The organism is Halorubrum sp. Ea1 (assembly GCF_002252965.1).
Lineage (GTDB): Archaea > Halobacteriota > Halobacteria > Halobacteriales > Haloferacaceae > Halorubrum.
In genome coordinates this window covers 52,969-60,102 of the sequence record NZ_NHPG01000010.1, presented here as the reverse complement: position 1 = coordinate 60,102, position 7,134 = coordinate 52,969, and the positions used below count along the sequence as shown (strand labels likewise).

Sequence of the window (7,134 nt, the reverse complement as noted above, 5' to 3'; positions counted from 1 at the left end):
TAATAAAAGAGTTGTGGCATTGACTCACTTCCACCTTCAGGATCGAGCATCTCAAAACCTCATAACAAAATTAGTATTGTTATTCTAATGCGATGTAGATAAGGCACTATGACTATTATTCCAAAGTGATTAATTTATTATTTTGAATTTATTTCAGATATCAGGACAGAATATATTTTTTATTGAATAGTTGTACTGTCCCATCCATATATAATGGAATAATTCCTTCGTATATTCAGATAGAGATATTCGGCTAGTGTCTATCCGTTTGATATAGCCAAACGATTAAGTAAATTCGAATGGTTTGTGAGAACATGACTGTCGATCCAAACCAATCGGAGTCGCCGCGGACACTAAAAACAGTAGAGCGTACAGCTCAGATCATCGAGGCGCTCGAAACACTGGACGGTGCGGGAGTGACCGAGTTGGCGACTCATCTCAGAATTTCAAAAAGCTCCGCGTATCATTACTTGGCGACCCTCCGTCAGGAAGACCTAGTCGTCAAGAATGGTGAGCAGTACGAACTCAGTTTGCAGTTCCTCCTCGCTGGCGAGTACGTCAGGAATCGAAATCGACTGTACAGATACGGAAAAGACGAGGTCGAGGACCTCGCGGAGTCGACCGGTGAGTACGCGAATCTCTTCACCGAGGAACATGGGATGGGCATCAATCTGTACAAAGTGAGCGGCAGTGACGCTGTCGGAAGCGGGTATCAGACCGACAAGCTTCAGCGCCCGGACTATCTCCACTGTACGGCAACAGGAAAAGCAATCCTAGCATATCTTCCCCGCGAGCGCGTCGACAAAATCCTCGACCAACACGGGCTTCCGAAACAGACCACCAACACGATCACCGATCGCGACGAACTCTTCGCCGAACTCGATACTGTTCGTCAGCAAGGATATGCACACAACGACGAGGAAGAAGTTGAGGGTCTGCGTGCCGTCGGTGCACCCGTCATCGACCGTAATGAGAACGTCTTGGGTTCGTTGAGTGTCGCCGGACCGACGAGCCGTCTGAAAGGGGAGCAATTCAAAGACCAACTTCCAGAGAAGGTCCAGAGCGCAGCGAACGTGGTCGAAGTGAACCTGAACATGGCGACTCACGAGAATGAGTCGTTGGAGTGATAGACTTCGTTTTCGGCGGAAACTCCGCTGAACCGGTTTCTGTATCGCAAGGGGCCTCCACGTGGCACGTATCTTGTTACGTTGACTGCGTTTGTATTATACGAACCACGATAAGATAGTGATTGCCGCAGTAGAAGCCCGTCTCAACCGTATTTTCCCCCGATAGTGCCGATAACTACGTTATCCTCATTTGTGATATAGTAACGATAGTCGAAGATCGATACTTCACAGGCGGAGCAGGTCGAGTGTTTTGGGGCTTGTCTCGAGACGAAGATCTCCCGTTTCACCGTGTGACAGGCGTTTATTGCCGTTATCGACGTCGAGGCGCAGTACGACGACACTGACGACTCGAGTTCTGGTTTGTCGGCGGATGCTCCGCAACGCGCCTCCTCAGTATGGTGGTCGGCGTCTTGGTCAGCCTCCCGATCTTCGATCTATCGTGGGTGATTAGGCTGCCGACTGCGTTCGTCGCGTACTCTGTGCTCTCGAAGGTGAACTTCAACCGCCACGTTATCCGAACGACCAGCTCGCGGAGCACTCAACCCACCAAAAGAGACTGACACCACCGGCGTACGTCGATTGAGAGACTCGCCGTGCTCAAGGTGGACGCAGCTTTTTCATTCTTCATTGGGTCACCGTCGGACCCGTGACGCAGATAGAGTCCGACATCGATGTCCAAGTGTTTATCTCCGATCTACTCGAAAATGAAGCCCTCGCTCGGTCGAGGTACTCTAAGAGTTCCTGCCGCTCGTATCGGAACTCATGCTTCCGGAGATTCCTCGCGAGAACCACACAGTCTATCCCGCGCGTGGCGACACCCTCCACTATCCGATCTATCGGAACGAAAGAGGTACTTATCACCTACGGCCCGATCTGCTTCGAGAGCCCGCAGGTAAAATAGCCGGCTACCGGGTCGCAAGCCTCAACTCGAGCACGTGAGACTCGTACTCAAACTCCACATAGAACAGTGTGAACACTAGTGCGGCCGTCGGTGTCGTCTCGACGAATACGTGGACCATCCGATGTGCAGTCGGGATTGAGAGAGAGGCAAACCACTCGGGATGGATGTAACCGCCGAACTGGGATACAGTCAATACACCGATCGGGTTCGTCCGAATTGGAACGTGTGATCGTGGAAGGCCTCAATCAACGAGAATAAAGCTAGTCCAGCGGGTATGTTGGCGCCACCAGTCGTACCGGTGGATGAGCTGTTATTCGAGATCAGGACGGGATAACGCGGTCTCTTTGGACGTAAGGAACTCCAGTAGCACCGGTGTCCCTTCTTTATTTTTCTGGACGCCACGTCGAATCGCGTCTGCAATATTGTCGGGGTCTTCGATCCGTTCACCGTACCCGCCCATCGATTCCGCAAAGTCAGCATAATGGCCCGAGAAAGGCGTATCGTAGCTCGCCATCTCAAAGTTGTTTAAGACGATCTCGAGAACCGGAATGTCCTCTCGAACGGCCGTCTCAAAGTCCATTCCGGTCATACCGATGGCACCGTCGCCCATCACGTGAACGCATGTCTTGTCTGGCCGTGCGAGCTTCGCACCCATCATCAGCCCGAGACCGTACCCTAACTGAGTCGTCTTACCCCATCCGACGTACGATAGTGGTTCGGTCACCTCAAAGAAGGGCGCCATAAAGTCGCGAGCATTCCCGGCGTCGGCTGTGGCGATGATTTCGTCTTTATCGAGGACCCGATCGAGCTCGTACACGACCCGGTAGGGATTGATCGGCACTTCGTCTGAGGTCAACGTGGCTTCCCAATCCTCACGCCATTCTGCTTCGACCTCGGCGATCTCGTTGGCAACGGTATCGAATCGGCCACGCGAGTCGCCGTTGAGCCGGTCTTGAACCTCGTCAACAAGAGCTTCGAGCGTCAGCTTAGCGTCACCGACAAGACCGTAGTCAGATTCGACATCTTTGTCGATGTCACCCGCATCAAGGGTTGAGTGGATCAGCGTCTTGCCATCGGGCACGGTAATTCCGTACGCTGTCTTCGTGAAGCTGCAGCCAATTCCGAAGATGACGTCCGACTTCTCGAGGAAGTGATTCAGTGCCCGTGGTTCACTTTTACTCCCGGCACCGAGGGAAAGCGGGTGATCTTCAGGGAAGGCGCTTTTCCCGTTCAACGTGGTCGCAACGGGCGCTTCGAGCAGCTCAGCGAGTTCCTGCAGCGGGTCCCACGCCTCCGCATAGTGGACACCCTGGCCGGCGTTGATGACGGGATTATCGGCCTCTAGGAGTACGTCGACGATCTCCGGGATTGCCTCCGGATCAGGAGCAGATCGAGTTGACGAGGTTGATGCATACTCGACGTCGCCGATCTCTTCACTGAATACGTCTTTGGGGACCTCGACGAGTGCCGGTCGTTGACGGCCGTTCCGCGCCGATTGGAACGCGCGACGGAACATCTCACTGACGGAGTCCGGATCGGTCAACTGCTCGGCGGTTTTGGTAACGTGCTGGTAGTTTATGAGCGAGCTGAACTTGGGATCGGTATTCGTCTTGGCCCGCGAGTACCCCGCGGGGATCGCGACGATCGGAGCTGACTCCGCGTACGCCTGTGCGATGCCACCGACCGAGTTCTCGGTCCCAGGACCGTGCTGGCAAGCGAACGCTCCCACCTGATTGCCGGATGTGATGCGGGCGATACCATCCAGCATGTGCGCGCCTGTGCGCTCTTGACGGACCACAATCGGACGAATTCCGGCTTCCTCCGCAGCGTTATCGTCAAACAGTGGATTACTAGGGAATCCGATCAGGTGCTTGACCTCCTCTTGGGCTAATATATCGGCTATTGCCTCTGTTACATTCATACCATCTATTACTCAACGATTCTCATGTGTCATAAAAGTACGGAATCATTTAAAAATAATCATAATGATCGTATATTCTGATTGAGGCGGATTCGCCGCTCCTCTGGAGGTCAAATATTTCTCATGACACCAAGGTTTATTATCGGCATCGTTCGATAACTTAGTATGCCGGAGTCTACAGACTTGGATCGGCTGTGTGTACACGAATCGGTCGAAAACGTGATTCCCAAGGAAGCGTTCGTGGCGGCGCTCGAAGATGGACCACTCGACGTCGAGCTTATAGGAGATCAGGAACCTATCACAGAAATGGATGCGGTCGCGACCTACGTTCCACACGATGAGTTTCTGGATGCTGGGTGGGTTCACTGTATCCGCGCCGGATACGACGAATTCGATACAGAGCGATATCGGTCTACTGGCGTACCGCTCACGAATAGTACTGGGATCCACGAGACAACCGTGAGCGAAGTCGCCTTGGGATTCATGCTGTCGTTGGCTAGAAACCTTCACGTGTACCGCGATCATCAAGCGGCAAACGAGTGGTACGAGCCCGACTATCACCGGCCGTTTACGCTGGAGAACGAACGGATCTGCGTCGTCGGACTGGGAACGATTGGGAGGGGTATCGCGAAGCGTGCCGACGCGCTGGGGATGGATGTGATCGGAATACGTCGCTCGACCGATCCCGTTCCGGGGGTCTCGAAGGTATTCCAGCCCGATGACTTGAATGATGCGATAGCGGACGCACGGTTCGTCGCGCTTACGGTGCCACACACGCCGTCTACTGAGCACATGATTGACGAGTCGGCACTCGCGCAGATGCGAGATGACGCGTACTTGATTAACGTCGCTCGCGGTCCCCTTGTGGATGAGGCCGCACTCGTCGACGCACTCGAACGTGGCGAGATCTCGGGAGCCGGACTGGATGTTTTTGAAACTGAACCGCTTCCAGAAGAATCCCCTCTGTGGGACTTCGACGAGGTGATGATCTCACCGCACAAGGGGTCGGCGACGAACCGGTATCACGTCGATATTGCGAATCTGGTGAAAGAAAATATCGATTACTACCTGGCGGACGAAGACCTGCGGAATCGGGTAGCGTAGTCACGACGGGGTCGTTGCTCAGGCAACGGATACGAACTATCGTCTTTGTCGGCGACGGGTTTTGTCGATATTGCCGGTCCAATATCAGGTAGTCGGCACTAGTAGAAGAAACAATCTGTTAACAGGAAACGACGACGGAAGTCCAAAAAATACTCATCGCTAGCTCCAACGTTAGGTCGTGTACCCGCCGGGAGAGCAGAGGAGCGGAACGTGGTGGTGCTCCTCGGGATCAGAGGTCTTGAACCGCACAGGAACCGTATCAAGAAAGCTTGTGTCGGTGGACTCTGCTCTCTCGTAGTAGCTACTGACATCGAACAGCAGCTGATAGGTCCCTTCTTCCATTTCTTCGTCGGTCAGGAGAGGCTCATCCAGTCGACCATCGTCGTTTGTTATCCCCTGACTGATTGTTTCTGGTTCATCCGCACCCCGAACATCCTGACCGGTGTCGGAGTGCGCTCGTTCTCCCAAACGTCTTCACAATCCACGTCTACCGTCTGTTTGAGCAGGTCTGCGAGTGTCATGAGCACCACTCACTACGATCTGCTCACTTCTGAAACCACTTCAACTAGACAGTACCCGTCAAACTCATATTACCGTCAAATTACTGTACGCTAAGGTTGACACCCCTGGTGGAACAATTGTTCATGGTTATCTATGTAGCACCCTCTAAAACACTCAAGTAAATTACAAGACACGAGAGAGCAAATCTTCAGTGACGTCAACTGTTGACGATTCTCCGCCCAGATCCGGTGTATGTGGGGCAGTTTCGTCGGCGATTTGTGCTTGTACCTCCTTGCGTAATGTTTCGGCAGCCGCTATCTCACCGTCACCCAAGTATTCGAACATCATCGCGCCCGTGAGTATAGCTGCAAGTGGGTTTGCGATGCCTTGCCCTACGATATCTGGTGCGCTTCCGTGGACAGGCTCGAACATATCTGGATACTCGTTGTTCGGATTGATGTTGCCAGACGGGGCAAGTCCAAGGCTTCCAGTCGTGATCGCCGCGATGTCTGTCGAAATATCTCCGAAGAGATTCGACGCGACGACAACATCGAACTCTTCAGGTCGGCGAACAAGATCCATCGACGCTCGATCCACGAGGATACTCTCCACGTCAACTTCGGGATACTCTGTACTCACTTCATCGACAATATCATCCCAGAACACCATTGAGTACGCCTGTGCGTTGGACTTTGTGATGCTCGTTAGGTGTCCGTTCCGCTCGGTCGCCGCCTCAAACGCACTTCGGACGATCCGTTCGGTTCCCTTGCGCGTGAATACACCCGATTGAACAGCAATTTCGTTACTGAAGCCTTGATGTTCCCGTCCACCGACGTCCGCGTACTCCCCTTCTGTATTTTCACGATACACGACGAGGTCAATCTCACCTGCTTCGTATCCTTTTAGAGGACTATCGATCCCCTCGAAAAGCGTGTTTGGCCGTTTACAGATGTACTGGTCAAACCCTTTCCGGATCGGCAGTAAAAGACCGTTCAACGTGATATGATCGGGAACATCTGGATGACCCACAGCTCCGAGAAAAATAGAGTCTGCAGACTCTATTTGATCGAGCCCGTCGTTTGGCATCATCGAACCCGTCTCGAGGTACCGTTCAGTGCTCCAATCGTACTCTGTTTGATTGAGTTCGAATCCGTACTTTTCGGCCGTTGCGTTGAGAACATCTAACGCTGCATCAGTCACTGCAGGACCGATACCATCCCCTGGGATCACTGCAATATCGTACGTGCCCATAAAATAACATTTCAACAGGGCTGTTTAAATATTTCCTTTGATAAGAAATATTATATAAATGTTTATTGATTAGTGGACTACTCAGTAGCCAACGACCCCAAGACTGGTCTCGACGTGTTCGACATTTAGTCCACTTACTCAATATTTCTTGGTGTTGATTATGAGTCAGTTGTAGATGTCCGTCTCTGAATTCGATGGATAATAGATCTATCTTCTGTTGCTCCTCAGCTAGTAGATACCCAAGCGATGGGGGTAGATGAAAGAGTGTGAATCAGCAATTAGCGGTGCAGTCCTTGCGGCGGGATTAACTGCCTCAATTTCTAGAGTAT

General features: G+C 52.4%; 5 protein-coding genes and 2 pseudogenes. 3 read left to right on the top strand and 4 right to left on the bottom strand.

The genetic code is table 11. The annotated features are described in order from the left end of the window. Window positions 1-314: 314 nt before the first annotated feature. Together DJ73_RS01500 and DJ73_RS21305 are read left to right on the top strand one after the other, a co-directional pair. On the top strand, window positions 315-1,127 hold the full coding sequence (locus tag DJ73_RS01500) for an IclR family transcriptional regulator (protein ID WP_094524514.1): 813 nt from the start codon (window positions 315-317) through the stop codon (window positions 1,125-1,127). A 762-nt stretch (window positions 1,128-1,889) separates the two neighbouring features. Next, window positions 1,890-2,066: a DUF3830 family protein gene (locus DJ73_RS21305; RefSeq protein ID WP_094524387.1), complete on the top strand. Its 177-nt coding sequence runs from the start codon at window positions 1,890-1,892 to the stop codon at window positions 2,064-2,066. 272 nt (window positions 2,067-2,338) lie between these two features. Here the strand turns inward: DJ73_RS21305 and DJ73_RS01490 are convergent, their stop codons facing one another. Continuing rightward, on the bottom strand, window positions 2,339-3,949 hold the full coding sequence (locus tag DJ73_RS01490; protein WP_094557105.1) for a thiamine pyrophosphate-requiring protein: 1,611 nt from the start codon (window positions 3,947-3,949) through the stop codon (window positions 2,339-2,341). 165 nt (window positions 3,950-4,114) lie between these two features. Here DJ73_RS01490 and ddh point away from each other — a divergent pair, with 165 nt between their 5' ends. Continuing rightward, on the top strand, window positions 4,115-5,053 hold the full coding sequence (gene ddh, locus DJ73_RS01485; protein ID WP_094524389.1) for a D-2-hydroxyacid dehydrogenase: 939 nt from the start codon (window positions 4,115-4,117) through the stop codon (window positions 5,051-5,053). A 171-nt stretch (window positions 5,054-5,224) separates the two neighbouring features. Here ddh and DJ73_RS20745 read toward each other — a convergent pair. The 3 genes and pseudogenes from DJ73_RS20745 to DJ73_RS01475 all read right to left on the bottom strand — a co-directional run. Beyond that, a pseudogene (locus tag DJ73_RS20745) lies at window positions 5,225-5,470 on the bottom strand (hydroxyisourate hydrolase); the annotation flags it as partial. Next, window positions 5,467-5,574 (bottom strand): annotated as a pseudogene (locus DJ73_RS20740) (IS6 family transposase); the annotation flags it as partial. The pseudogenes DJ73_RS20740 and DJ73_RS20745, both read right to left, overlap by 4 nt. Window positions 5,575-5,737: 163 nt before the next feature. Beyond that, window positions 5,738-6,805, bottom strand: coding sequence for an isocitrate/isopropylmalate dehydrogenase family protein (locus DJ73_RS01475; protein WP_094524391.1), 1,068 nt, complete (start codon window positions 6,803-6,805; stop codon window positions 5,738-5,740). Window positions 6,806-7,134: the final 329 nt, after the last annotated feature.

Coding starts and splice junctions, on each gene's coding strand:
- DJ73_RS01475 (WP_094524391.1), bottom strand. CDS start 6,805: ATGGGCACGTACGATATTGCAGTGATCCCAGGGGATGGTATCGGTCCT.
- DJ73_RS21305 (WP_094524387.1), top strand. CDS start 1,890: ATGCTTCCGGAGATTCCTCGCGAGAACCACACAGTCTATCCCGCGCGT.
- ddh (WP_094524389.1), top strand. CDS start 4,115: ATGCCGGAGTCTACAGACTTGGATCGGCTGTGTGTACACGAATCGGTC.
- DJ73_RS01490 (WP_094557105.1), bottom strand. CDS start 3,949: ATGAATGTAACAGAGGCAATAGCCGATATATTAGCCCAAGAGGAGGTC.
- DJ73_RS01500 (WP_094524514.1), top strand. CDS start 315: ATGACTGTCGATCCAAACCAATCGGAGTCGCCGCGGACACTAAAAACA.